The 24,415-nt window shown below is 71.4% G+C and carries 21 protein-coding genes; 8 read left to right on the forward strand and 13 right to left on the reverse strand.

What is annotated here, in order from left to right; translation table 11 throughout:
- The first annotated feature begins 185 nt into the window (after positions 1 to 185).
- Together SM418_RS21025 and SM418_RS21030 are read left to right on the forward strand one after the other, a co-directional pair.
- Complete coding sequence (locus SM418_RS21025) at positions 186 to 1,871, forward strand: LLM class flavin-dependent oxidoreductase (RefSeq protein ID WP_371966089.1); 1,686 nt, start codon at positions 186 to 188, stop codon at positions 1,869 to 1,871.
- Between the two features lie 206 nt (positions 1,872 to 2,077).
- Positions 2,078 to 2,332 (forward strand): hypothetical protein, encoded by a 255-nt coding sequence (locus tag SM418_RS21030; RefSeq protein WP_371942787.1) that lies wholly within the window; start codon positions 2,078 to 2,080, stop codon positions 2,330 to 2,332.
- On the opposite strand, the gene SM418_RS21035 is transcribed toward SM418_RS21030, so the two are convergent.
- Together SM418_RS21035 and SM418_RS21040 are read right to left on the reverse strand one after the other, a co-directional pair.
- Positions 2,333 to 2,866 (reverse strand): hypothetical protein, encoded by a 534-nt coding sequence (locus tag SM418_RS21035; protein ID WP_371942788.1) that lies wholly within the window; start codon positions 2,864 to 2,866, stop codon positions 2,333 to 2,335.
- 318 nt (positions 2,867 to 3,184) lie between these two features.
- On the reverse strand, positions 3,185 to 3,925 hold the full coding sequence (locus tag SM418_RS21040; protein ID WP_371942789.1) for a hypothetical protein: 741 nt from the start codon (positions 3,923 to 3,925) through the stop codon (positions 3,185 to 3,187).
- Positions 3,926 to 4,055: 130 nt separating this feature from the next.
- On the opposite strand from SM418_RS21040, the gene SM418_RS21045 reads away from it, so the two are divergent.
- Entirely contained in the window at positions 4,056 to 4,532 is a 477-nt protein-coding gene (locus SM418_RS21045; protein WP_371942790.1) for a YcxB family protein, read from the forward strand.
- Between the two features lie 62 nt (positions 4,533 to 4,594).
- On the opposite strand, the gene SM418_RS21050 is transcribed toward SM418_RS21045, so the two are convergent.
- The 5 genes from SM418_RS21050 to SM418_RS21070 all read right to left on the reverse strand — a co-directional run bounded on the left by SM418_RS21050 (position 4,595) and on the right by SM418_RS21070 (position 10,366).
- Positions 4,595 to 5,686: a DUF6183 family protein gene (locus tag SM418_RS21050; RefSeq protein ID WP_371942791.1), complete on the reverse strand. Its 1,092-nt coding sequence runs from the start codon at positions 5,684 to 5,686 to the stop codon at positions 4,595 to 4,597.
- Between the two features lie 34 nt (positions 5,687 to 5,720).
- Complete coding sequence (locus SM418_RS21055) at positions 5,721 to 6,515, reverse strand: enoyl-CoA hydratase/isomerase family protein (RefSeq protein WP_371942792.1); 795 nt, start codon at positions 6,513 to 6,515, stop codon at positions 5,721 to 5,723.
- Positions 6,516 to 6,582: 67 nt separating this feature from the next.
- Positions 6,583 to 7,728, reverse strand: coding sequence for an acetyl-CoA C-acetyltransferase (locus SM418_RS21060; protein WP_371942793.1), 1,146 nt, complete (start codon positions 7,726 to 7,728; stop codon positions 6,583 to 6,585).
- 117 nt (positions 7,729 to 7,845) lie between these two features.
- On the reverse strand, positions 7,846 to 9,879 hold the full coding sequence (locus tag SM418_RS21065) for an MFS transporter (protein ID WP_371942794.1): 2,034 nt from the start codon (positions 9,877 to 9,879) through the stop codon (positions 7,846 to 7,848).
- 88 nt (positions 9,880 to 9,967) lie between these two features.
- The gene (locus tag SM418_RS21070) at positions 9,968 to 10,366 is read right to left on the reverse strand and encodes a hypothetical protein (RefSeq protein WP_371942795.1); all 399 of its coding nucleotides are present in this window, start codon (positions 10,364 to 10,366) and stop codon (positions 9,968 to 9,970) included.
- Positions 10,367 to 10,487: 121 nt separating this feature from the next.
- Here SM418_RS21070 and SM418_RS21075 point away from each other — a divergent pair, with 121 nt between their 5' ends.
- Positions 10,488 to 10,649, forward strand: a complete 162-nt coding sequence (locus tag SM418_RS21075; RefSeq protein WP_371942796.1) for a hypothetical protein — start codon at positions 10,488 to 10,490, stop codon at positions 10,647 to 10,649.
- A 134-nt stretch (positions 10,650 to 10,783) separates the two neighbouring features.
- Positions 10,784 to 11,626, forward strand: a complete 843-nt coding sequence (locus SM418_RS21080) for a class I SAM-dependent methyltransferase (protein WP_371942797.1) — start codon at positions 10,784 to 10,786, stop codon at positions 11,624 to 11,626.
- 30 nt (positions 11,627 to 11,656) lie between these two features.
- Here SM418_RS21080 and SM418_RS21085 read toward each other — a convergent pair whose 3' ends face one another.
- The 5 genes from SM418_RS21085 to pdxH all read right to left on the reverse strand — a co-directional run bounded on the left by SM418_RS21085 (position 11,657) and on the right by pdxH (position 18,110).
- On the reverse strand, positions 11,657 to 12,652 hold the full coding sequence (locus tag SM418_RS21085) for a zinc-dependent alcohol dehydrogenase family protein (RefSeq protein ID WP_371942836.1): 996 nt from the start codon (positions 12,650 to 12,652) through the stop codon (positions 11,657 to 11,659).
- Positions 12,653 to 12,654: 2 nt separating this feature from the next.
- Positions 12,655 to 14,979, reverse strand: a complete 2,325-nt coding sequence (locus SM418_RS21090; protein WP_371942798.1) for an ATP-binding SpoIIE family protein phosphatase — start codon at positions 14,977 to 14,979, stop codon at positions 12,655 to 12,657.
- Positions 14,980 to 15,171: 192 nt separating this feature from the next.
- Positions 15,172 to 15,873 (reverse strand): iron-dependent transcriptional repressor DtxR, encoded by a 702-nt coding sequence (locus tag SM418_RS21095; protein WP_371942799.1) that lies wholly within the window; start codon positions 15,871 to 15,873, stop codon positions 15,172 to 15,174.
- A gap of 171 nt (positions 15,874 to 16,044) precedes the next feature.
- Positions 16,045 to 17,448: an MFS transporter gene (locus tag SM418_RS21100; protein WP_371942800.1), complete on the reverse strand. Its 1,404-nt coding sequence runs from the start codon at positions 17,446 to 17,448 to the stop codon at positions 16,045 to 16,047.
- Positions 17,445 to 18,110, reverse strand: a complete 666-nt coding sequence (gene pdxH / locus SM418_RS21105; RefSeq protein ID WP_371942801.1) for a pyridoxamine 5'-phosphate oxidase — start codon at positions 18,108 to 18,110, stop codon at positions 17,445 to 17,447. The genes SM418_RS21100 and pdxH overlap by 4 nt, the downstream gene beginning before the upstream one ends.
- 183 nt (positions 18,111 to 18,293) lie before the next feature.
- On the opposite strand from pdxH, the gene SM418_RS21110 reads away from it, so the two are divergent.
- Positions 18,294 to 19,397 (forward strand): citrate synthase 2, encoded by a 1,104-nt coding sequence (locus SM418_RS21110; protein ID WP_371942802.1) that lies wholly within the window; start codon positions 18,294 to 18,296, stop codon positions 19,395 to 19,397.
- A gap of 136 nt (positions 19,398 to 19,533) precedes the next feature.
- Here the strand turns inward: SM418_RS21110 and SM418_RS21115 are convergent, their stop codons facing one another.
- On the reverse strand, positions 19,534 to 22,422 hold the full coding sequence (locus tag SM418_RS21115; RefSeq protein ID WP_371966090.1) for a type 1 periplasmic-binding domain-containing protein: 2,889 nt from the start codon (positions 22,420 to 22,422) through the stop codon (positions 19,534 to 19,536).
- Between the two features lie 151 nt (positions 22,423 to 22,573).
- Between SM418_RS21115 and SM418_RS21120 the strand changes: the two genes are divergently transcribed.
- Entirely contained in the window at positions 22,574 to 22,915 is a 342-nt protein-coding gene (locus SM418_RS21120; protein WP_371942804.1) for a hypothetical protein, read from the forward strand.
- 44 nt (positions 22,916 to 22,959) lie between these two features.
- Positions 22,960 to 24,096: a phosphoserine transaminase gene (gene serC / locus SM418_RS21125; protein ID WP_371942805.1), complete on the forward strand. Its 1,137-nt coding sequence runs from the start codon at positions 22,960 to 22,962 to the stop codon at positions 24,094 to 24,096.
- Positions 24,097 to 24,415: the final 319 nt, after the last annotated feature.

Below are 24,415 nucleotides of genomic sequence, written 5' to 3' on the forward strand. Positions count from 1 at the left end.
TTCGAAGGCCGCCTTTCTCGGAAGGCAAATGGTCGTTCATAGTAGTTTAGAAACCCTGAGCTGCCCGGCCGCCGGGTAGGCCGTGGCGGGGCTGCTATTGACCGCGCGTCTAGTCAGAGAGACGCTGGCCGGGTATGACCACGTTGGACGGCGTTCTCGCAGGTCGAGAGGGTGGAGGTCCTACAGTGCGGTTCGGACTCTTCTACGAGCACCAGTTGCCGCGCCCGTGGAGCGATGGGCAGGAGCTGAAGCTCTACCAGGACGCCTTGGACCAGGTCGAGATCGCCGACAGGGTCGGCTTCGACTACATCTGGGAGGTCGAGCACCACTTCCTGGAGGAGTACTCCCATTCGTCGGCGCCGGAGGTCTTTCTCGCCGCCGCGTCGCAGCGGACGAAACGGATACGGCTCGGGCACGGGATCGTCCAGTTGCCGCCTGCCGTGAACCATCCGGCGCGGATCGCCGAGCGCATCGCGACGCTCGACCTCGTCTCGAATGGGCGGGTCGACTTCGGGACGGGCGAGTCCAGTTCGAGCGCCGAACTCGGCGGGTTCGGGGTGCGGCGCACCGAGAAGCGCGACCAGTGGCAGGACGCGATCGACGCCATCACCCGCATGTTCGTCGAGGAGCCGTTCGCGGGATGGTCGTCCAAGTACGTCCAGATGCCGCCCCGGAACGTGCTGCCGAAGACCGTGCAGAAACCGCATCCGCCGCTGTGGGTGGCGTGCTCGCGGCGGGAGACGATCCAGTTCGCGGCCCGCAACGGCATCGGCGCCCTGTCGTTCTCCTTCGTTGAGCCCGAGGACGCGGGGAAATGGGTGGACGAGTACTACCGCATCCTCGCGTCCGACGAATGCGTCCCGGCGGGCTTCGCGGTGAATCCGAACCTGTGCGTCGTCCTACCGATGATGCTGCACGAGGACGAGGCGACCGCGATCGAGCGGGGCATCGACGGGGCGCATTTCTTCGCGTTCGCCCTCGCGCACTACTACGGGCCGACCCCGCACGACCCTGGACGCACGAACGTGTGGGAGGAGTTCCAGGAACGCCGGGACGCCCGCGGCTTCGCCCGAGAGCAGATCATCGCGAACGCGAAGACCCTCAACGTCAACGTCGGGTCCCTGCGCGGCGCGGTCGGGACGCCCGAGCAGGTCATCGACCTGATCCGGCGGTACGAGTCCGTCGGCGTCGACCAGATCGCGTTCGTCCTGCAATCGGGGCCGAACAAACACGAGCACATCTGCGAATCGCTCGAACTGTTAGGGAAGGCCGTCCTGCCGCACTTCATCGAAGGGCGCGAAGAACGCGAGGCCGCCAAAGCCGATCGCCTCGCCCCCGCCATCGAGGCCGCCCTCGCTCGCCGCGCCCCCGCCCGGAAGGCGCCGACCGGCTACCGCATCAACGAGGACGCAGAAGTCGCCCGCTCGCACCGCTCGCGCCGGCCGCTTCGCGGGGACATCCGAGCCGCGAGCCGGAGGCGGTTCCGGCAGAACTTCTACAAGGTCGTCCACGGCCGGTCGGACGAGCAGATCGAGCGCCGTTTCGGCCCGAGCGCACAGCGGCTGTTCTTCGCCGGGATGGCACGCGCCTTCGACCCGTCCGCTGCGGGCGGTTTCACCGGCGAGCTGGAGTTCCGGCTGACCCGCACCACCTGGACGCTCGTCATCGGCGAGCGCCGGGCCCGCGCCCGTCCCGGGCCGGCCGGCAACCCGTCCCTCACTCTCATCGTGAAAACGGCGGACTTCCTGCGAATACTCGCCGGAGACGCCAACCCGGCGGCCCTGCTCATGGACGGCCGCCTGGAACTGCGCGGCGAATTCGACCTGGCCCCCCGGCTCAGCGAAATGTTCGGCGGCCCGTCCCCGTACTGACCCAGGTGGCGGCCGCGGTCCCCCGATGACCACGGCCACCGAACAGTCAGACGACGACACCTCCGGCAGAGTTCGCGTACCGGAGAAAAACCGCCGACGGCTCGTTCCTGGGCGCCCTCTCCATCCCCCGCGACAGCCGCGAGGCGGCCCTCTACCTCGACGCGGTCGAGTACGCGCAGGCGGCGACGCCCGCGCACTCGAGCATCGTGAACGGCTCGATATCCGCCGCCGTGCGCGGCCAGTTCGGCAACGCCCAGTTCACCACCCGGACGCGCAACAGCGAGCTGTTCATCAACCCGCTCATGGCGGTGTACTTCGCCGTGGACCTGGACGGTCTGGCCCGCCGTTCCCTCTACCTGGACCGCTTGGAGGACACCCGGGTCATCCGCCAGATCAGCTCGATCATCGAATCGTTCCGGTGCGAGGTGCGTCCCCGGCCGCCGCGCCAGTACCCGCACTAATCAAGCTTCTACCAGCTTCATAAGGGCCTCCCTCTTGCCCGAAGGAGCGTCACGCAGCACCTGCCGAGCACGCAGAAGGGCGTCCACATCAGCGGCGGCGGCGGCGACCTCTGCGGCAACCGAGTCGATCTTCCCGAGTCCGGCATCGGCAAGCCAGCGAGACACCTGTGCCCACGAGTACAGCTTGACGCGGCTGCCGCGATGGATGGCCGGAGCGGGAAAGCCTCCAGGCCCGCGTTCACCGGTCGTCCAGTGCCCGACCGCCGGGGCGGATCTGCCGGTCTTCTCGGCGATGTCGTCGATGGTCACCAGGTCTTCCATGACGCCGGTCACCGCAAGTCCACTGCGCTCGCTGTCGTCGATGGCCGACAGGACCGCCCCGATCGCGTTGGGCGCCTCGCGCGAGAACAGGATCGTGCCGCCCTGTTCATCGCCGGAGAGTTGACCGTCACCGCAACGCGAGTACAGCCGCTCTGCGGCCTCCTCAAGGTCACTGACCGGGCCGACCTCAAGCTCGAACCAGTAGGTGCTCATCAACCCTCCCCTTCCCGCCGTGCGGCCACCTTGGCGTCGTGCTGTCGCATCCGCCTAAAGATCTTCTGCGCCTCGTGTTCGTCGACGTCGGGAGTTCCGTTGATCGAGAAAGGAGGGGCGCAGCAGCCGGGGCCGCCAGGACAGGACGCCCTCGCATAGGCGTGAGCCCGTCCGCTGGTGTAGGTGATCTTCCACCCGGCTTCCTCTAACTCCTTGATGGCCGCCCGCGTATGCTTCCCTGGCATGTAGTGATAGTACTACGCATGTAGGGTTAGACTAACACTTCGATCCGATGGCATCCAGCGCAGTTACTCTGGCTTAAGGCTTGATGGACGGGCGGCCGGCGATCAGGTCGCTCAGCCAGTCGCCGAGTCGCTGGACGGGCCGCCGGTACCGGCGTTCGCGCACCTGGGCACGCCGTTCCTTCCGCGACCCCGGAAGATACCTCCGCCGCGCCCAGGGAGAGTCCGGGCGTGCCAGCCGGACGGCCCCGACCACCGCGACGACGCCGATGAACAGGCCGATCAGGCCCGTCCAGACCTTGCCCTTGAGCAAGGCCACCGAGGCCACGAGCATGTCGAGCACGAGGACGACCACGATCGCCCAGAAGCCGTCCCCCGCCACGTCGTCCAGGCCAAGGGGCCGCAGGCCCAGTAGCAGTAGCCCGCACAGGGCGATCGTGATGAACACGACCTCGACCGACAGCCGGCCCTGCTCGCTCCAGTAGACGTCCTCCAGGTGCAGGACGAGCGCGAACTCGTCCAGCACCAGCGCCGTCCCCACGCCGAACACGGCGGCGGTGACCGCCGCCCATCCGGACGAACCGTTCTGGACGGCGAGCCCGCTCACGCCGCCCACGCACATGAACACCAGGCCGAACACGACGTGATGGATGTGACGGCCGCCGGGCGTCACGTTCCCCGGCCACCACCGCACCTGCCGCCGGATCATCCGCACGCTGAACCGGATGAACAGGAACCCCGCGATGAAGGCGATCAGGAAACAGGCCAGCCGGAGCCGCCCGGCATCCGCGATCTCCCGCGTGAACCACTCCCCCACACCGGCCCCTCTTCCCCCTGCCGGGCAAAGTCCACCTCCGGCCACGGGGAGCCCCTGCCTTCGGCGGCCGGAAGTTGCGCCGGTGAACGGACCTCTGGATGATGATCCAGATTCGGACGAAGGCGGCGGCATGGACATCACGGTCAGGTACGAACCTGCGCCCGAGGAGGTGGTACGGGCCGTCCAGCGCGGGCTCAGGGGCCAGCTCGCGGCCCTGTACGCGGTCCTCGTGTCGGTCCTGGTCGCGGGTGCGGTGGTGCTGTTCCTCCTCGGCGATCCGACCATGGCGATCGCCCTGCTGGTGGCGTCGGTCCTCGGCCCGCTCGCGGGATCATGGTGGCTGCGCAGGCGTCTCCGGAAGCAGCTCGCGTTCCTGTCCGTCCCCACGACGGTGCGGGTGATGGACGACGGTTACGAATGCCGCACCGACGAGTCCACCACGGCGATGCGCTGGTCCATGTTCTCCGACGTCGTGACCACCCCGGAGTTCTGGCTCCTGTTCGTGAACAAGCAGCCGGTGGCGTTCCTGCCGAAGGCCGCCTTCGACGCCGCGCAGCAGGCCGAGATCGCCGGCTTCCTCGCCGCGCGGGACGTCCCCGCGCGCTGACCCGGCTCAGCGGAGCATCCGGAAACAGGGTGTCCCCTGCTGCGGAACTGCGTCCCCCGCCGTCAGTCAGAGTCTGTGACGGCCAGCACGGCGACCGTCCGCCGGTCCGCGCGGAGGCCGACGATGCCCACGTCCAGCGGCGGGACGACGCGCATGTGCCAATCGGAGGTGTAGAAGAGCCAGTCGCAGCGGTCGGCGGCCCGCTCGATGGCGCCGAGGTCGGTTTCCTGGACGCCTGCCAGAGCGGCGAGCGACTCCCAGGACGGCCGGCGCGCGTACGCGCCGTACATGCGGCGGCCGTACGCGCCGCCCGAGGTCGCTCCCGCGAACAACGTCCGCAGGACGTCGGCGGTGGTCGCCCGCCGGACGCCGGTCACCGTGGCGCCGGTGCTGTCTGCGGGCAGGGCGCGCAGAACGGAGGCGCCGAAATTCTCGGGTATGAGGGGACGGTCCAGGCGGAACAGCGCGGTCTCGGTCTCCGACGTCCAGTTGCGGTACGCACTGCGCGCCCGCTGAGCGTCGGGCCAGTCGAGTTCTGCCACGGTGACGTCCAGACCGGACGGGCCCGGTGCGGCCGGTGCGCCTTCGCCGGGTTCGCTCCAGGCGGGTTCCAGCCGATCCGGATACCGGGGCAGGGAGTATCCGAGTTCGGCGGGTGCGGGACGCAGGGGCAGGAGTCCGAGAGGGTGCCCGGCGGCTCGGAGCCTCGCGGCGAACCCGGACGCGGCCGTCGCGTCATGGCGCAGCGCCGTCTCCTGGAGGAGGCAGGCGGCGAGTTCGTCGTCGGCGTCCGCGGCCTCGAAGACGGCGAGGAGATGCTCCGGCGGCTGCGTGCAGGCCAGCCACTCGGCGACCTCGGGAAGCTCGTAGCGGACGTCGCCCCACGCCTTGCCCTCGGCGGCGAAGGCGCGGACGCTCGCCGTCCGGTCCGCGTCGCCGGGCGCGGTCGCCAGCCTCTGCAGCGCGACCTCGAAGCCGTACCGCATCGGGGAGGTCGGCTCCGGGACACGCAGCAGCGCCGGGAGCAGCTCCTCAAGCCACTCCGGGTCCGCCTTCTGGACGGTGTTGTCGGTGACCTTGACGGCCCTGTCCCAGTGCCGATCCCGGTAGGTGTCGGCCAGCCCCATCCGCCGGATCGCCTTCCCGATCTCCACGCCCTGAAGTGTCACACGCCGCGGCGGGGGGCGGTCAGCGGCCCTGGAAATCGGGCGGACGGTTTTCCAGGAACGCCGTGATGCCCTCCTTGGCGTCTTCGGTCGCGGACAGGGCGACCAGTTCGCCGAGGAGGTGGGCGACCTGGTCCTCCAGCGGGCGGCCTTCGATCGCGAAGAAGGCGTCGCGGCCCCGGCGCAGGCCGACGGGGCTCTTGGCCGCGATGGCGCGGGCCAGTTCGTCCACGCGGGCGTCCAGGTCGGCGCGCGGGACGACCTCGGTGACGAGACCGATGTCGCGGGCCTCGGCGGCGGTGATGCGGGCGCCGGTGTAGTAGAGCTTGAAGGCGTGCTTGGGGGCGACGTTCCGGTTGATGATCGCCATGATCATCATGGGCCAGAGGCCGACGTTCACCTCGGGGGTGGCGAGCTTGACGTCGTCGGCGGCGATCACCAGGTCGCAGGCGGCGGCGAGGCCGAGACCGCCCGCGACGGCGTGCCCGGCGAGCCGGGCGATGATCGGCTTGCCGAGCTCGGGGAAGGCCGTGAACAGGCGGAACGGGGCGCTCTCGCGGATGGCGGAGGCGTCCGCGACCGATCGGCCGTCCGCCTGGGCCCGGCCGAGTCCGCCGAGGTCGGCGCCGGCGCAGAACGCCCGGTCGCCCGCGCCCGTCAGGACGATCACCCGGACGCCGGGGTCCGCCTTCGCGCGGGCGAACGCGTCGAGCAGCTCGTCCGTCATCCGGTCGCTGAGCGCGTTGCGGGCGTCGGGACGGTTCAGCGTGATCCGCGCGATGCGCTCGTCCACCGCGTAGATGATCGTCTCGTACATGCCCTCTTCCCTGAACGGCGTCTGCCCCCGGAGCGGCGCTCCAGGGGCAGACTACGCGGCGAGGTCGTCAGAGCCTCTCGATGATCGTCGCGTTGGCCTGGCCGCCGCCCTCGCACATGGTCTGGAGGCCGTAGCGGCCGCCGGTGCGCTCGAGCTCGTGGAGGAGCTTGGTCATGAGGACGCCGCCGGTGGCGCCGAGCGGGTGGCCGAGCGCGATGGCGCCGCCGTTGGGGTTGGTCTTCTCCAGCGAGGCGCCGGTGTCGTGCGCCCACGCCAGCGGGACCGGGGCGAACGCCTCGTTGACCTCGAAGACGTCGATGTCGTCGATCTTGAGGCCGGATTTGGCCAGCGCCTTCTCGGTCGCCGGGATCGGGCCGGTCAGCATGTAGACCGGGTCGGAGCCGCACACCGCGAGGGTGTGGATGCGGGCGCGCGGGGTGAGGTTGTGCTGCTTGACGGCCTCTTCGGACGCGATGAGCACCGCGGACGAGCCGACGGAGATCTGCGAGGCGACGGCGGCGGTGATGACGCCGTCCTCGCGGAGGGTCTTCAGCCCGGCCATCTTCTCCAGGGTCGTGTCGGGGCGGGCGCCCTCGTCCTTGGACAGGCCGGCGATCGGCGCGATCTCCCGGTCGAAGTAGCCGGCCTCGATGGCCTTGGCGGCGCGCTGGTGGCTCTCCAGCGCGAACTTCTCCAGGTCGTCGCGGGTGAAGCCCCACTTCTCGCACATCAGCTCCGCGCCGCGGAACTGGGAGATCTCCTGCATGCCGTACCGCTCGGCCCAGCCCTCGCCGTAGGGGAAGGGCATGCCCTTCTCCAGCGCCATCGCGACGGACGAGCCCATCGGGACGATCGCCATCTGCTCGACGCCGGACGCGACGACCAGGTCCTGGGTGCCGGACAGGACGCCCTGCGCGGCGAAGTGGATCGCCTGCTGGGACGATCCGCACTGCCGGTCGATGGTCACGCCGGGCACGTTGTCCGGCAGGCCCGCCGACAGCCACGCGGTGCGCGCGATGTCGAGGGACTGCGGGCCGACCTGCATGACACAGCCCATGATCACGTCTTCGACCGCGGAAGGGTCGACGCCGGTGCGGTTCACGAGCTCCTTGAGCACGTGGGCCCCGAGGTCGGCGGGGTGGACGTCCTTCAGGGCGCCCTTCTTGGTACCGACGGGGGTACGGACCGCGCCGACGATGTACGCCTCGGCCACTGCGCCTCCAAATTGTGGGGTGGTTCCGTCCCGAAACCGAGTGAGATTCGGTTAGTCAGTATGAGATTACATCCATCATGACGCAACGCCATGTGAGCTGAGTCTCCGGCTTCGCCCTTACGACGGGGCGCCCTCGGGCGCCGCGCGGAGGAGACCGCCGTCCTCGTCGTCGCCGAGGGACGTCTCGGCCAGCCGGGTCAGGAGATCCGCCAGCTCGGGGTGGTCCTCGGGCTCCCAGCCCTCGACGTGCCGGGCGAGGCCCTCGCGGCGGGCGTCGAACAACCTCTCCGCGACGCCTCTGCCGGACGAGGTGATGACCAGGACACCGTCGCGGCGCTGGACGTACCCGGACGTCACCAGCCGGTCGACGTACGGGCGGCCCTCCTTGACCGTGACGCCGGCGCGTGCGGCGAGGTCCTGCCCGGCGACCGTGCGATCCTTGGCGATCCGGCATAGCGCCCACACGCTGCCCGCCGGCAAGTCCACTCCGCAGAGGACGGCCAGCCGCTTGTAGAGTTCGGCCGCCTTCGGGTCGCGGCGCATGAGTCCGCTCAAGGCGCGCTCTATCTCGTGCCTCGACGAACGGACGGTCGGCGCCGCCCCGAAGCCTTCGCCGTAGTCGCGCGTCCGCGAGGTCGCCCGCAGCGGGACCTCACGCAAGAACCACGTCAGCACGCACGCGACCCCCGCCACTGGCACGGCCCACAGGAAAACCGAGTCGATCGACTGCGCGTAAGCGTGCAGGACCATGTTCTTGACCGCGGCGGGAAATCTGTCGAGCAAATGGGGATTGCCCTGGACGGCCGACGGGTCGAACCCACGCGGCAGGACCGGAGCCAGATCTTCGATATGCCGGGCAAGCTGATTACTGAAAATCGAACCGAAAACCGCGACGCCGAACGATCCACCGATCTGCCGGAAGAACGTCACCCCGGACGTGGCCGACCCGAGGTCCTCGTAAGACACCGCGTTCTGGACGGCGATGACCAGCACCTGCATCACCAGGCCCAGCCCGAACCCGAGCAGCGCGAACCGCAGGCTCATGCTCAGGGTGGACGACCCCTCGTCCAGTCCCGAGCACAGCCACAGCGCCACCGCGATGATCGGTGTGCCGACCACCGGGTAGATCTTGTAGCGGCCGTAGTGGGTGATCAGCTGCCCGGACCCGATCGAGCTGGCCAGCATGCCGAGCATCATCGGCAGCAGGTAGACCCCCGACAGCGTCGGCGACACCCCGTGCACGATCTGCAGGAAGATCGGCAGGAACGTCAGCGCGCCGAACATCGCGAACCCGACCGCGAAGCTGATGGCCGCGCCCAGCGCGAACACCCGGTTCACCAGCAGCGCCGGCGGCATGATCGGCTCGGCGGCGCGCCGCTCGACCAGCAGCCACACCCCGATCAGGAACACCGACCCGGCGGCCAGCCCGATGATCGGCGCGGAGGACCAGGCGTAGCGCGTCCCGCCCCAGGTCGTCATCAGCACGAGCCCGACGGCCCAGCCGACGATCAGCAGGGTTCCGAGGTAGTCGATGCGGTGCCGCTCGCGCTCCCCCGTCACGGGCAGGACGGCGGCGACGACGATCAGCGCCAGCACGCCGATCGGGAGGTTGATGTAGAAGACCCAGCGCCACGACAGGTTGTCGACGAACCAGCCACCGAGCAGCGGGCCGCACACGCTGGACACGCCGAAGACCGCGCCGAACAGGCCCTGGTAGCGTCCGCGCTCGCGGGGCGGCACCACGTCGCCGACGATCGCGACGACGAGAACCATCAGCCCGCCGCCGCCGAGCCCCTGCAGGGCGCGGAACACGATCAGCTGGAACATGTCCTGGGACAGGCCGCACAGCGCCGACCCGATCAGGAAGATGACGATCGACGCCTGGAACAGCCGCTTGCGCCCGTACTGGTCGCCGAGCTTGCCCCACAGCGGCGTCGACGCCGTCGAGGCGAGCAGGTACGCCGTCACGACCCACGACAGGTGGTTGAGCCCGCCGAGGTCGCTGACGATCGTGGGCAGCGCCGTGGACACGATCGTCTGGTCGAGCGCGGCCAGCAGCATGGCGAGCATGAGGGCGCCGAGGATGACGTAGAGGTCGCGCCCCTTCGGCATGGCCCGCCCGTCCAGCGCGGCGCCCTCCACCGTCGTCATGCCCTAGCCCCCGCCCAGAAGGTGCCGCATCCGTGCGGGGGAGGTCTACCCAGGGGCCGGACAAGATCACCGGCTCCCTGCGGCGAACTCAGCCCACGATGTCGGAGGCGACCTTCGCCGCGCCGATCCCCGCGGCGCCGGCCGCGATCCCCACGGCCCCCGCCGTCACCCACAGGGGAAGGGCCTTGCGGGTCTTCAGCCCGCTCACCAGGTCGAGCGAGTCGACGGCGAGGCCGAGCCGCGCCCACAGCCGGCGCCCGTTGTCGTCGCTGAGCAGGTAGCCGGCGCCGACGGCGACCTCCCGGGCGCCGAACGCCCGGACCATGTAGTCGCGGCCCGGGTCGGCGCCGCCGCCCAGGCCCATCAGCTTCACGGTCAGCTTCGGCGCGGCGAGGGCCGCGAGGCCCAGGGCCACCCGCCCGCGCGCGAGGTTGGTCATCAGGCCGTCGACCTTGTCCCGGCCGTCTACTTCCTTTGCATCTGCCACAAAGATGAGGTTAGCGGGCCCGGCCCGGGTCCCGATCGTGGGGTAACTGGTTCCTTACGCGTCTATCGTGCAAGAGATCGTGCAAAAGGCGGCACTCCCCCCGGCTCGGAAGGTGACCCCCATGGAAGGCATCCTCGCCCTCGTCGTCGTGTCGCTCCTCGCCGCGTTCTGCGTGCGCTGGGCCGCGGTGCGGCTCCGGGTGCCCATGCCCACCCGCGCCGCGGCGATCACCGTGTTCGTGCTCGTCGTACTCGCGCTGTACGGGCAGCACCTGCGAGGGTGAAGCGGCATTGGAATTCCCTTGGCGCGCGTCCGAACTTACTCCCCCGGCAGTGAGTCATAACTGACGAAACCCGGCTTCACGCCCCGCCCGGCGCGCCCGACAGGGAAGCCGGCCCGAGCCGAGGGAGTGCACCAGTGCGGCAACCGGCGCCCACCGCCCAGCGCAGCGGCGGCACGATCGGCACGATCGCCCCGCATCTCAGGCGCCTGCTGGAGTTCGTCGAACCCGGCCGCGACGACGTCTGCCTGGACGTGGCGCGGGGCCGCGGCCCGATGCCCGCCGCACTCGCCCCCCAGGTCCGGCACGTGACCGCCGTGGACGCCATGCCCGAGCCGCCGGAGCCCGCCGGCACGTCCGGGCGGATGTCCACGATCGAGTTCGGGACGGGCCCGGTCCGCATCACCGGCGACGGACCGGACGGCGACCGGCTCCCCGCCGCCGCGACGCGCGAGGACCGCAGGCCCCACCCGATCGGCCCCGACCGTCCGACGATCAAGGCGGACGCCACCGCGCTGCCCTACCGGGACAACGCGTTCTCCCTCGTCACGGCCCGGTTCTCGCTCTACAACCTGGGCGACCCTGGCGAGGTCCTGCGCGAGCTGCTGCGGGTCTGCCACCCGGACGGACGGGTGATCATCGCCGATCTCGTCCGCGGCAACCTCGCCGGCCCCGAGCGCGACCGGATCGAGCGGCTCCGCGACCCGGACCATCCCGGCACCCCGTCCATCGCCCGGCTCACCGAGATGATCACTTCGGCGGGCGGCAGCATCCGCCGGCTCGACGTGTTCACCGTGGAGCGCCCGATCGAGCCCTGGCTCGCCGGGGCCCGCGACGACGCGTCCGCCGACCGCATCCGCGAAGCCCTCATAGACGAGGTGGACGGCGGCCCCAAGACCGGCGCCAAACCGCGCATCATCGGCGGTGAACTGTGGTTCACCCAGACATGGGCGCACGTCGCCGCGGAGCCGATCCGCTAGGTGACATCCCCCTAGGGCCCTGCACCCGGCCTAGGGGACGAGGACGGCCGCTCCAGTGAAGCGGTCTGCGGCGAGGTCGGCCAGCGCACGGCCGGCCTCGTCCAAACCATAAGGATGCGTGGTGACGGCGACGTCCAGCCTCGCGGCAAGCCTCAGGAACTCCTCGCCGTCCGCGCGCGTGTTCGCCGTCACCGACCGGACCTCACGCTCCTGGAACAGGTGCCGCTGATAGTCCAGAGGCGGGACGTCGCTCAGATGGATGCCCGCGATCGCGCAGGTCCCGCCCCGGTCGAGCCGTTCCAGCGCGGCGGGCACCAGCTCCCCCGCCGGCGCGAAGATGATCGCCGAGTCCAGGAGGGCGGGGGCGGCGTCGAAGGAGTCGCCCGCCCACGACGCCCCGAGCTCGCGGGCCAGTTCGCGGGCGGCCGGGCTCCGGGTGTAGACGTGCACGTCGGCGCCCTCCGCGAGGGCGATCTGCGCGGCCAGGTGGGCGGAACCGCCGAACCCCCAGATGCCGAGGCGCCCGCCCGGAGGCAGCGCCGAGCGCCGCAGCGCCCGGTAGCCGATGATGCCCGCGCACAGCAGCGGCGCGGCCCGGACGTCGTCCAGCTCGGGCGGCAGCGCGTAGGTGTAGGCGTCGACGGCCAGCGTGTACTCGGCGTACCCGCCGTGCGCGTCCCAGCCCGTGTAGACCGACGCCGGGCAGAGGTTCTCGGCGCCGCGGCGGCAGAACCGGCACGCGCCGCACGTCCCGCGCAGCCACGCCGCGCCGACCCTGTCACCGGCGCCGTGCAGGCAGCCGGGACCGGCCTCGACGACCTCGCCGACGATCTCGTGGCCGGGCGTCACCCCGGGCAGGTGGACGGGAAGGTCACCTTCGACGACGTGCAGATCCGTCCGGCAGACGCCGCACGCGAGCACCCGCAACAGCAACTCGCCGGGGCCGGGCGAGGGAACGTCGCGGTCGGCGCGGCGCAGCGGCCCCGACTCGATCGGGGACGGCTTCTCCACCACCCACGCGCGCATCGTCACGGAGCCAGCGGCAGCTCGAACCAGACGGCCTTGCCGTCGGAGGTGGGCCGGGCCCCCCACCGGGTGGCGAGCTGGTCGACCAGGTAGAGACCGCGCCCGCCCTCGTCGGTCTCGCCCGCGCTGCGGATGCGCGGCAGCCGCATGTCGGCGTCGAACACCTCGACCCACACCGTGTCGGCGCCGCGCCGCAGCCGGAGCCGGAACTCCTTGGTCTGCGGCTCGCGGCGGCCGAGGTCGGCGCCGAGGCTCCAGTCGTCCTCGTCGAAGTCGCCGCCGAACGGGTCGCCGTCCAGGGCGGCGCCGAAGTCGGTGTTGAACTGCACGGGCGGCGGCGCGCCGAGCGGCTCGCCGCCCCGGCCGGGCGTCCCGGCCGGCACCGGGACGACCATCTCCCGGCGCGGCGCCGGCGTGGCGGCCGCGTGCAGGACCACGTTCGTGACGACCTCGGAGACCAGCAGGCACGCGAGCTCGGCCTGCTCGTCGAGCATCCCCCAGCCGGCGAACGTGTCGGCGGCCATCCGGCGGGCCTCCGACACCATGATCGGCTCGGCGGTGAAGGTGCGCTCCTCGACGGCCAGCTCGTCGCCCGCGGTGCGGATCACCACGATCGCGACGTCGTCGTCGATGTCGCCGGGCACCGCGTCGTAGGCGGCGTTCGCGACCGCCTCGACGCCGCCGGACGCGGCCTTCGCGACGGCGGCGCGGACCATCTCCCGCGACTCCTCGCGGGTGTAGTAGTCGCCGTCGTCCTTGGGCCGCCGGTCGATGAGGCCGTCGGTGTACAGGACGAGCGTGGAGCCCGGCTTCAGCTCGGTCGTCTCCTCGTTGAAGAGGATCTCGCCGCCCATGCCGGGGGCGCGCAGGCCGAGCATGCCGCCTTCGCTCTCGAACTCCAGCTCGCGGACCTCGCCGTCCACGACGAGGAGGGGCGGGTCGTGCCCCGCGTTGGCGAACTCCAGCACCCTCGACCACGCGTCGTACACGAAGTAGGTGCAGGACACGAGCGGCGGGCGGACGAGGTCGTCGCTGTTCCAGCCGGACCGGATCCGCTCGGGACGCGTCATCGTCCGGACCCACTCGTCCAGCTTGCGCAGTATGTCGGCGGGCGGCTTGTCGTCCTGCGCGAAGGCGCGCAGCGCGGCGCGCAGCTGCCCCATGACGGCGGCGGCGCGCGCGCCGCGCCCCTCGACGTCGCCGATGACGAGGCCGACCCGCCCCGCCGACAGCGGGATCACGTCGTACCAGTCGCCGCCGACCTGCGTCTGGATGCCGTGCCCGTGCGACTCGATCGGACGGGCCGGCTCGTACCGCCAGGCGATCTGCAGGCCGTCCAGCGGGGGCGGCCGGTCACCGGGCAGCAGGTGCCGCTGGAAGGCGAGCGCCGTGTCGCGCTCCTCCTCGAACAGCAGCGCGTTGTCGACGGCGAGCGCGACCCGGCTGGCGATCGCGCCGAGCAGGTCGCGGTCGAAGCCGTCGTAGTGCGGGTCGGGCCGCTTGGTCAGGTTCGACAGCGCCAGGCTCATCACGCCGAGCAGCTCGCCGCGTACGAGCAGCGGCGCCGAGATCACCGACGTGATGCCCATTTCGACGCCGAGCCGCTTGGATGACTCGGTCGGCGCCGCGAACCGGTGCTGGATCATGTCCTCGACGAGGACGGCGTCGCGGCGCTCCATCGCCTTGGCGCTGAAGTGGCCCGGCGGGTAGGAGACGGGCTCGCCGACCTCGGCCCAGGTGCCGGGCGGCGGCTCCCAGTCGGCGGCGTGCCGGGACACCCGGCGGTAGAGCCGGTCGCCGCTGTACAGGTCGATGAAGCAGTGGTCGGCGAACTGCGGGACGAGCGTGTCGGCGACCCGGCGGAGGGTGCTCTCCAGCTCCAGGGAGCCGGCGAGCCGCTCGCCGATCCGCTCCATCAGCCCGTAGCGCTCCTGCTCGCGCTGGTTGGAGCGGAGCGCCTCCCGCGCGAAGATCACGACACCGTCGACCGCGCCGGACGGATGCCGCAGCGGCACCGCGTGCGCGCGCGTGTAGACGGTGGTGCCGTCGGCGCGCATGTTGCAGAACGTGCCCTCCCAGACGCCGCCCTTGAGGACGTGCTTGGCGAGCTCCGTCGCCTGCTCGTGGTCCTCCTCGGCGATGCCCAGGGACAGGATCGAGTGGCCCATGATGTCGTCGCCGCCGAAGCCAAACAGCTGCCGCGCGAACGTGTTGCCGTAGATGACATTGCTGAAGCGGTCGCAGACGATGACCGCCATCTCCATCTGGCTCAGGACGGTCTCGGGCGGCAGACGCGCCTCGTCAGGCGCTTCCCCCCACTGGTTCATCTCCCCATCCCGATCCTGATGGCGGCCGCCGCCCCCGGCCTGACGGTCACCGGGTGTGGCGGCACGGCCGACGAATGAGTTCGCCTCGTCGTATTGAACGACGAACCCGCCGCCGGGATACGCCCGAAAGGCGCGATGGTATGGAGATCTTCGGTATAGACCGTCGGAACCGGTGCTCGCACGCCGACCGTGTCAGCGCCTGCTGACGAAGACGTGTTCGGCGATGTCGCGCGGCAGTTCGGTCGCGGGCCCCTCGTCCTCGTCGTCACTGATCACCCGTACCCCGTCATCGGTCGCCCGGAGAATCACCTCTCGTCCCGGTTGTATCCCTATCTGCTTGAGTCTAAGCATCAGGTCGCTGTCGCTCTGCACCTGCTCGCTGATCCGCCGGATCACCACGCCCGCGCCGCCGGGGCTCGCCACGGCGGTCATCACCGACAGCGGCGCGTGCTCGCCGTCGTCGCCGTGCCCGCCGAGCTCGTCCAGGCCGGGGATCGGGTTGCCGTGCGGGCAGGTGGTCGGGTTGTCCAGCAGCGCGACGAGGCGGCGCTCGACGTCCTCCGACATCACGTGCTCCCACCGGCACGCCTCGATGTGGACGTCTTCCCAGGGCAGTCCGATGACGTTGACCAGCAGGCATTCGGCGAGCCTGTGCTTGCGCATGACGCGCGTGGCGAGACCGCGACCGCTGACGGTCAGCGCGAGGTGCCGATCGCCCTCGACCCGGAGCAGGCCGTCGCGCTCCATCCGCGCGACCGTCTGGCTCACCGTCGGGCCGCTCTGGGAGAGCCGCTCCGCGATGCGCGCACGAAGGGGAATGATCCCCTCCTCTTCGAGCTCGAACACCGTCCGGAGGTACATCTCCGTGGTATCGATAAGGCCGTGTGAGGTCACAGCTCCCTCCAGTCTTATGGGCGAAGTCTACTTGCTCGTGCAGCACGCCGCCGGGCCGCGCGAGTATCCCGGTCAAGCCGGGTAAGGGGAACGCAAGATGAACGCGAAACCTTCCGGGGACGCGGATCCGTTCCTGCCCGCCACCGCCGGGGAACGCGCCCGAGCGCTGGATCAGGTCTCCACCGCCACCGTCTCGGCCGTCCGGGCGTCGTAGCGCAGCAGGGCCGGGACGGCGAACGCCGCGACGATCACCAGCGCCGCGCAGGCCAGCCCGCCGCCCACCCAGGACGCGGTGGCGCCCGCGACGCTCGCGGTCGCGCCCGCCCGCACGTCCCCGAGCCGCGGGCCGCCCGCGACGACGACGGTGAAGACGCCCTGGAGCCGGCCGCGCAGCTTGTCCGGCGCGTACGTCTGGAGCATCGACTGGCGGAAGACCGCCGACACAAGGTCGGCCGCACCGCCCACGGCCAGCAGCACGACCGCGAGCCACAGCTGACCGGCGAGCCCGGCGGCGGCCACCGCCAGCCCCCAGACCACGATCGACGCGACGAGGGCGATCCCCTGCTTGCGCACCCGTCCGATCCACCCGGACGACAGCCCGCCGAGGAACGCCCCGATCGCGATCGCGGCGAACAGCCAGCCGACCGCGCCGCCGCCGCCGAACCGGGTCTCGGCGACCTCGGGGAACAGGGCGCGCGGCATCGCGACCGCCATCGCGATGATGTCCACGACGAACGACATCAGCAGCACCGGCTGCGTGACCAGGTAGCGCAGCCCGTCGATCACCGACCGCAGGCCCGGCGCACCGGTGACGTCGCCGAGCGGCGGGATCGGCGGCAGCCGCAGCGCCGCGTAGAGGACGACGCTGAACAGCGCGGCGTCGAGCGCGTAGGCCGCCGCGTAGTGCCAGTGGGCCAGCAGCACGCCCGCGAACAGCGGACCGGCGAGCATCCCGAACTGGGCGGCGGTGAAGTTGAGGGTGTTGGCCGCCGGGACCAGCGACCGGTCGACCAGCCGGGGGACGATCGCGCTGCGGGTCGGCGAGGCAACCGCGAACCCCATCGCCTGGACCGCCACCACCGCCATGATCAGCGTGAGGCTGCCGATGCCGAGCAGCGCCTGGACGAGCAGCAGCAGCGTCGCCGCCCACATCACGCAGGACGAGGCGAACAGCAGCTTGCGCCGGTCCACATGGTCGGCGATCGCGCCGCCCCACAGCCCGAACACGATCAGCGGGACGAGGTTGACGAAGCCGAGCACGCCGACCCACAGCGACGACCTCGTCATGTCGTACACCTGGACGGGGACGGCGACGGCGGTCACTTGGAAGCCGACGAACGACACGCCCTGCCCGAGCCACAGCCGCCGGTACGCGGGCTGCCGGAGCGGCCGGATGTCGATGGCCAGCCGGCGCAGCCTGCCGCGCGCGGTCCCGCGGGGTCTCTCGGGTTCCTCGGGCTCCTCAGGTTCCTCGGGTTCCTGGGGCTCGGGGCCGCCGTCGGCCTTCTCGGCGGTGTCGGCGGCGTCGGCGGCGTCAGGAGTGTCAGAGGGGGTTGGCTGCTGTTTCGACGTCACGGGGACAGTCTCTCCGCCGTCCACTCCCCGGAGTCGTCCGCACCCCCCGAAGGTACTTCGCGACGGTAACGAATCCGGTCGTGCAGCCGGTCGCGGCGGCCCTGCCAGAACTCGATCGACTCCGGGACGACGCGGTACCCGCCCCAGAAGTCCGGCAGGGGGACCACGTCGGCGGCGTCCCCGTCCGGCGCCCCCGGCGGCTGCCCGGCGGCCGGGTCCGGCCAGCGCTCGGCCGCCTCGGCGTAGCGGCGTTCCAGCTCGTCCCGGCCCTGGATGACGCCCGACTGGTGCTCGCTCGCCCACGCGCCGAGCCGCGACCCGTACGGGCGCGTCCGGAAGTAGGCGGCCGACTCGTCCCGCGTCAACTCGACGACCGGCCCGGCGACACGCACCTGCCGGTGGAGCGGATGCCAGGGGAACACCAGCGCCGCGCGCGGGTTCTCCGCAAGATCGCGTCCCTTGTGCGACGTGAGGTTCGTGAAGAAGCGGAACCCCCGGGCCCCGTACCCCTTCAGCAGGACGATCCGGGCGCTCGGAACTCCGTCGCCGGAGGCGGTCGCGAGCACCATCGCGTTCGGTTCGGCGAGCCCGGAGGCGTGCGTGTCGGCGAACCACGCGGCGAACAGCGCGAGCGGATCGGCGGGGAGCGCCGACTCGGACAATTCGCCCGCCTCGTAGGATCTGCGGAGCCGTGCGGGGTCTGGCGTTGCGGAATCCACAGCGTCAGAGCCTCTCACCTGGGAGTTGTGCAACTCGCACGACCCCTGGGTACTGGTCAGTAAGGCGGACAGGGTTCAATGGCACGGCACCGCCTTATCACTCTTGGGGACGAAAGGCAGGACGACATGTCCGACTTCAAACCTGGTCTCGAGGGGGTCGTGGCCTTCGAGACCGAGATCGCCGAACCGGACAAGGAGGGCGGCGCCCTCCGCTACCGGGGCGTCGACATCGAGGAGCTCGTCGGCCGCGTCTCCTTCGGCGACGCCTGGGGCCTCCTGGTGGACGACAGCTTCACCCCCGGACTGGCCCCCGCCGACCCGCACCTGCTCCCGGTCACCTCCGGCGACGTGCGGGTGGACGTGCAGAGCGCGCTCCCCACGCTCGCCCCCGCGTACGGGATGAAGCCGCTGCTCGACATCTCCGACGAGACGGCCCGCGCCGACCTCGCCCGGGTGTCGGTGACGGCGCTGTCGTTCGTGGCGCAGTCGGCGCGCGGCGTCGGCGTGCCGATGGTCCCGGAGAGCCGGATCGACGAGGCCGGGACCATCACCGAGCGGTTCATGGTCCGCTGGCGCGGTGAGCCCGACCCGAAGCACGTCCGGGCCATCGACGCGTACTGGGTCTCCGCCGCCGAGCACGGCATGAACGCCTCCACCTTCACCGCACGGGTGATCGCCTCCACCGGGGCGGACGTCGCGGCCAGCATGTCCGGCGCCATCGGCGCCATGTCGGGCCCCCTGCACGGCGGAGCCCCCGCCCGCGTGCTCCCGATGATCGAGAAGGTCGAGCAGCTCGGCGACGCCCGCAAGGTCGTCACCGACATCCTCGACTCCGGCGACCGGCTGATGGGCTTCGGCCACCGCGTCTACCGCGCCGAGGACCCGCGCGCCCGCGTGCTCCGCCGCACCGCCAAGGAGCTCGGGGCCCCGCGCTTCGAGGCCGCGAAGGCCCTGGAGGACGCCGCCCTCGCCGAGCTGCGCGAGCGCCGCCCGGACCGTCCGATCGAGACGAACGTCGAGTTCTGGGCCGCGGTCATCCTGGACTTCGCCGAGGTCCCGACCGCGATGATGCCCGCCATGTTCACCTGCGGGCGCACCGCCGGCTGGGCGGCGCACATCCTGGAGCAGAAGCGCACCGGACGCCTCGTCCGCCCGAGCGCCAAGTACGTCGGCCATGGAAACCGCTCCCTCGACGACGTCGCCGGAGCGGCGGACGTCCTCAAGGGCTGAGACCCCCTCCCCCTCCCCCCTCAAATCCCCTCGTAAATCCCCTCGCAACGACGAGCCTCAAGGCCCCCGGTCAGATCACCGGGGGCCTTTCGCTTCCTCATCGGATCGCTCCGCTCGACGGCGCGGTGCGCCCCGCCTACCCGGCCGGGGCCCGGCCCCTGCGATCGGCCGGCGGGCAGGACGCCTTGCCCTGGACGCCGGCGATGAGGCGGCCGCAGACCTGCTTGACCTCGGTGGTCCCGTCGGGCTTGATCGTCGCCAGCATGACCGGCTTGTCGAGTACCTGGTGGCCGGAGGCGCGCGGGCCGAACCGGATGACGCCGCTCGCCCCGTTGCGCAGGACGTCGTGGTCGGGGTCGTTCAGCGCGGCGAACACCGATCCGGCCGACGGCAGCGCCTTCTCCTGCCAGTAGACCTTGCTCGCCACGGTCGCGACGAGGGTGGCGGCGTCGTAGCCGACGGCGGCGCGGGTGATGGACGGCCGCTGCCCCGGCGGCCCGTCCGCGTCCGACATCGCGCGCACCGCCGGGTCGTAGTCGGAGTAGAAGGTCTGCGGCGCCTGGTCGCCGATCCAGCGCCACGTCCACGCCTCCCGGACGGCGAGCGGCGTGAAGTACAGGTCGAAGGTGTTCTTGCGGCCGAGCTCCTCGGCGTTGTCGCTGACGTACTTGGCGATCTCGTCGTCCGCCATGACCAGCGGACGCTTCGGGCACGACAGCTCCAGGACGTTGATGAACGAACGGAACTCGTCGGAACGACCGGCGTAGTAGAACATGTCCGGCTGGTCCTGGCACGCCTCCCGGACGGACTTGTTCAGCTCACCGGGGTTCCGGTACGGACGCATCAGCGCACTGCCCGGCCGGAACGCCCTCTCGAAGTCGACGGCGAGGTTCCGGCTGTAGAGGTCGTCCGGGTCGCCGTCGTGGATGACCACCGCGTCGTCCACCCTCCTGCCGCCCACGTCGCCGTGCCGGGCCCAGTACGCGGCGTGCTCGGCCGTCCGCGAGTTCGGGGACGCGAGGCGGAAGTAGTACGGCGAGTAGCCGGCGTCGCCGTCCAGCAGCGCCGTCCCGTCATAGCTGTTGGCCGTGCCGATCAGCGGCAGCGCCGACTTGGCCAGCAGCCTGATCGCCTCCTGGGTCTGCCGTCGGCTCTGCTCGAACCCGATGACGGCGACGATGGAGCGATCCTTCAGCGCGCGCCTGCGGATCTGCCCGGCGACCTGCTCGGCGTAGCGGAACCTGGCCCCCGCGTTGGCGACCAGGACCCGCAGCCGCAGGTCGTCGCCCTCGGCCGCGTCGTTGAACCGCTTCTGCGCGATCGCCAGCCCGATCAGCTCGCCCTGCACCCCGGCGAGCAGGTCGATCCGCCGGTTCTTGATCGACGGGTCGGCGGTCACCGGGCCGAGGTAGACGACGGTCGCGTACGGCTTGCCGGACTCCTTGACGTGGTCGTTCAGCGCCTCGATCTCGTCGAGCACCTTGTTCAGCCGGTTGTCGTTGTTCCTGCCGCCGGAGTCCTCGCCGAAGCGGAACGACCCGTCGGTGATGCCGACGCACTCGCCGTTGGCCATCCTCCTGATCCCGACCGGCGAGCAGTACCTCACCACCTGCACGGAGATCACCGTGACGGACGCCGCCGCGACCGCGACCATCGCGATCCACGGCAACGCCGGGTGGGCGAGCCGGGGGCGGCGCCGCACCGGCCGGACGGGCGGCAGGTCCCCGCCCGGGTCGCGGGTGATGTCGACGCGCAGCTCGCGGCGGGAGCCGAGCGCGCCGACGCGGCGCTGCTCGCGGGTGTAGCGGTCCCACAGGCCGCGCGCGGCGATGACGCTCTGCGGCTCGCCCGACGACACGTCCACCCGGACGGCCTGCGCGAGCCGCTCGACGAGCGTGGGCCCGGACGGAACGGACGGGTCGTCGTCGGCGGGCGCGGCCGGGTCGACGCCGGCGACGACGACGAGCGGGTCGAAACCGGGAGGCAGGCCGCTCGCCTGGCCGTCGGCGCGGACCCGCTCCACCAGCTCCACGAACGTCACGCCGGGATGCCCCGCCGACAGCCGCTCGAAGATCAGCACCGGGTAGCGGACGCGGGCCCACGCGGCGCGCCGGTAGTCGCGCCGGTAGTTGCGCCGCAGATCCTCCAGGAAGGCGGCGACGAGCAGCAGGTCGAGCTGCTCGCCGTGGTCTTCCGGCTCCACCGGGCGCGGGTCGAACACGCCGAGCGCGAAGCCGAGGAAGCCGGTGGAGTCGCGGTCCACGTACGGCTGGCGGAGGAACCAGACGAACCGGCGCACCCCGTACCAGCCGCGCGTCCGGGCGACGATCTGCACGGTGACGAACGCCAGCCCGATGACGGCGGCGAGGACGGCGGAGGCCAGGTCGAGGGCCGCCGCCGTCCCGGCGCTGATCAGCGCGACGACCGCGATCCCGATGGGGGCGATCTGCTCCAGGAACGACAGGAACGTGGCGGGCCGGCCGCGCGGCTCCTCCAGGTCGCGCAGGACGTCCCGGCCGCGGCGGCGGATCACCCGGTTCAGCTCGCGGCGGCGCGCGTTCTCGTTGTCGCCGACCGGCGGATGCGTGACCCGCCGGACGAGCCGGTGGTTCTCCCGCTCGGCGGCCGAGGCGTCGCGCGGCGGCGGGCGATCCCCGGCGAGCCGGATCTCCCGCAGGTCGCGCAGCCACAGCGCCATCTCCAGCAGCGGGAAGCGCAGCGCCGGCTCGCCCCGGGCGCGGCTGCTCGGCTGCGACAGCTCCCGCTTGGCCTCCCGCAGCACGCCCGCGACACCGGTCGCGGGCGTCTCGGCGGCGATGTGCGACACCGGGGCGCGCTCGTCCTCGCAGCGGGACTTGAGCATCTCGGCGGCGTGAGAGGTGGCGCGGTCAGGGCCGAGGAGGAGCAGCAGCGGCCTGAGCCGCTCCCGCCACCGCCAGGGCGGCCGCTCCCGCAGCCGTTCGAACAGGTCGAGCACCCCGCGCAGCCGATCCTCGCCCAGGAGCCGGTCGCTCTCGCCCGCCATGCCCCACGCCTCGCTTCCCGCACGGGTCTCCTCTGCCCGCCCTCCCCACCCCAGTCTGGAGTTGGACGCGGCGGAGCGCCCCAAGGATCGAAAATTTTCCAGCACCGCGCCGCCCGACACGAAAACCGGCCACTTTGCCATCATTGGCCGCATGAGCCACCACCCCGACGAGCCCCTCGAAGGCGATATCGGTCCCGCGCCCATGCGGGAACCTCCGGCGGCTAAGACCGACCCCGCGGAGGAGCTGCGGCAGTACGAGGCGGAGCGCGAGGAACGCCGCCGCCACACCAACGCCGTGTCCGGCCGGATCGCCACGGTGATCGCCGCGCTCTTCCTGGGCTTCCTGACCTACGACTCCGCCCGCACCGCCGTCGAGGCCCATTCCAGAGGCGACGACTGGGTTTACCCGCCCGCCGTCGTCGCCGCCGTCTGCGCGGGCGCGTTGACAGCCCTGCTCACCTGGGCATGGCGACGCCGGCGTCTCGGGATGTGAGCGCAGACCGCGATCTACGTCGCAGGTCAGATAGCCTTCTGCGAGTGACCGACAGCGCGAATCCAGCCATTGACATTCCAGCCGACCTCAAACCCGCCGACGGCCGTTTCGGCTGCGGGCCGTCCAAGGTCCGTCCCGAGCAGCTCGCCGCCCTGGCCGAGTCCGGCTCCACCTACATGGGGACCTCGCACCGCCAGAAGCCGGTGAAGTCCCTGGTCGGGCGCGTCCGGGAAGGGCTGTCACAGCTGTTCTCCCTGCCCGAGGGGTACGAGGTCCTGCTCAGCAACGGCGGCACCACCGCGTTCTGGGACGCCGCCGCGTTCGGGCTCGTCCGGCAGCGCTCGCAGCACCTGACGTTCGGTGAGTTCTCCAGCAAGTTCGCCAAGGTCACCACGGGCGCGCCCTGGCTGGGGGACCCGACCGTCATCTCCGGCCCGCCCGGAACCCACCCCGAGGCGTCCGCCGAGGAGGACGTCGACGTCTACGCGCTCACCCACAACGAGACCTCGACCGGCGTCGCCATGCCGATCAAGCGTCCGGCGGGCACGACCGTGCGCGAAGGGCTCGTCCTGGTCGACGCCACCTCCGGCGCGGGCGGCCTGCCCGTGGACGTCTCCGAGACCGACGTCTACTACTTCGCCCCGCAGAAGTGCTTCGCGGCGGACGGCGGCCTCTGGGTCGCGCTCGCATCCCCCGCGGCACTGGAGCGGATCGACGAGATCGCCATGTCCGACCGGTACATCCCCGAGTTCTTCAACCTGAAGACCGTCGTGGACAACTCCGCCAAGGACCAGACCTACAACACCCCCGCCGTGGCCACGCTGCTGCTCCTCGCCGAGCAGATCGAGTGGATGAACGGCCAGGGCGGCCTGGAATGGACGACGTCCCGCACAGCCGACTCGTCCCGGCGGCTCTACACCTGGGCCGAGAAGACCTCCTACACGACGCCGTTCGTGGTCGACCCGGCACAGCGCTCCCAGGTCGTCGGCACGATCGACTTCAACGACGACGTCGACGCCGCCGCCGTCGCGAAGGCACTGCGCGCCAACGGGATCGTCGACACCGAGCCGTACCGCAAGCTGGGCCGTAACCAGCTGCGCATCGGCATGTTCCCGGCCATCGACCCCGACGACGTGGAGGCACTGACCGCCTGCATCGACTACGTGGTCGAGCGCCTTTAGTTGGGGGGCTGGTTTTTATTGGGGGGGGCGACCCCCCGAACCCCCGGCTGCGCGGCACGGGTCTCCTCGCTCCACTCCGCTAGCGCTCCGCTCCACTGCGGGGACGCGGCGCGCCGGGCACGACCGCTCCACTCGCTGGCGCTCCCTCCACGTCCCTGCCCGTAACGCTGCTTACCGGGGGGGCGACCCCCCGACCCCCCCGGCTGCGCGGCACGGGTCTCCTCGCTCCACTCCGCTAGCGCTCCGCTCCACTGCGGGGACGCGGCGCGCCGGGCACGACCGCTCCACTCGCTGGCGCTCCCTCCACGTCCCTGCCCGT

Origin of the sequence: Actinomadura chokoriensis (genome assembly GCF_041463665.1) — a bacterium.
Lineage (GTDB): Bacteria > Actinomycetota > Actinomycetes > Streptosporangiales > Streptosporangiaceae > Spirillospora > Spirillospora chokoriensis_A.

Coding starts and splice junctions, on each gene's coding strand:
- SM418_RS21035 (WP_371942788.1), bottom strand. CDS start 2,866: ATGAGCACCTACTGGTTCGAGCTTGAGGTCGGCCCGGTCAGTGACCTT.
- SM418_RS21045 (WP_371942790.1), top strand. CDS start 4,056: ATGGACATCACGGTCAGGTACGAACCTGCGCCCGAGGAGGTGGTACGG.
- SM418_RS21055 (WP_371942792.1), bottom strand. CDS start 6,515: ATGTACGAGACGATCATCTACGCGGTGGACGAGCGCATCGCGCGGATC.
- SM418_RS21065 (WP_371942794.1), bottom strand. CDS start 9,879: ATGACGACGGTGGAGGGCGCCGCGCTGGACGGGCGGGCCATGCCGAAG.
- SM418_RS21075 (WP_371942796.1), top strand. CDS start 10,488: ATGGAAGGCATCCTCGCCCTCGTCGTCGTGTCGCTCCTCGCCGCGTTC.
- SM418_RS21085 (WP_371942836.1), bottom strand. CDS start 12,652: ATGCGCGCGTGGGTGGTGGAGAAGCCGTCCCCGATCGAGTCGGGGCCG.
- SM418_RS21090 (WP_371942798.1), bottom strand. CDS start 14,979: ATGAACCAGTGGGGGGAAGCGCCTGACGAGGCGCGTCTGCCGCCCGAG.
- SM418_RS21110 (WP_371942802.1), top strand. CDS start 18,294: ATGTCCGACTTCAAACCTGGTCTCGAGGGGGTCGTGGCCTTCGAGACC.
- SM418_RS21115 (WP_371966090.1), bottom strand. CDS start 22,422: ATGGCGGGCGAGAGCGACCGGCTCCTGGGCGAGGATCGGCTGCGCGGG.
- SM418_RS21120 (WP_371942804.1), top strand. CDS start 22,574: ATGAGCCACCACCCCGACGAGCCCCTCGAAGGCGATATCGGTCCCGCG.